Source organism: Marinobacter sp. UBA5687, assembly GCF_002420325.1.
Taxonomy (GTDB): Bacteria; Pseudomonadota; Gammaproteobacteria; order Pseudomonadales; family Oleiphilaceae; genus Marinobacter; species Marinobacter nauticus.
On the sequence record NZ_DIHV01000145.1, the window covers coordinates 30,582 to 31,106 of the forward strand.

Consider the following 525-nt stretch of genomic DNA (forward strand, 5'->3'; position numbering starts at 1 on the left):
CCATCCATGGCCTCCGACATTTTTGGACAGAAGGGCCTGATGCCGCGAACAGACTATGGAGCTGGAGTCCCTCTGTACCCGGTCTTGGTTAATGCTCCGTCACGGAGACACTGGAAATCGTCCCACCAAGATTCCGCTCGCGGGTGGACAGCTCCGCCCCCACCCTTCTGGCGATGTCGCGGTAGCGTCTTGCCACTTCCGAATCCGGCTCGGCGACCACAGTCGGGGCGCCGCTGTCGGTCTGCTCGCGGATGGTCATGTGCAGGGGTAGCTGGCCCAGGAGGGCGGTTTCGTATTCTTCCGCGATGCGTTCGCCACCGCCGTGGCCGAAGAGGGGCTCTTCATGGCCGCAGTTGGAGCAGATGTGGACGCTCATGTTTTCGACTACGCCCAGCACCGGGATGTCGACTTTGCGGAACATTTCGATGCCTTTTTTGCCGTCCAGCAGGGCGATGTCCTGGGGGGTGGTGACGATGACGGCGCCGGTGACCGGGACTTTCCGGGCCAGGGTGAGCTGGATGTCGC

1 protein-coding gene is annotated in these 525 nt (G+C 62.7%); it reads right to left on the reverse strand.

The window, feature by feature from the left end:
* Positions 1–88: 88 nt before the first annotated feature.
* Positions 89–525: P-loop NTPase (locus B3Y70_RS16060; protein ID WP_288590085.1), on the reverse strand; the 437-nt coding region annotated here is incomplete at its 5' end.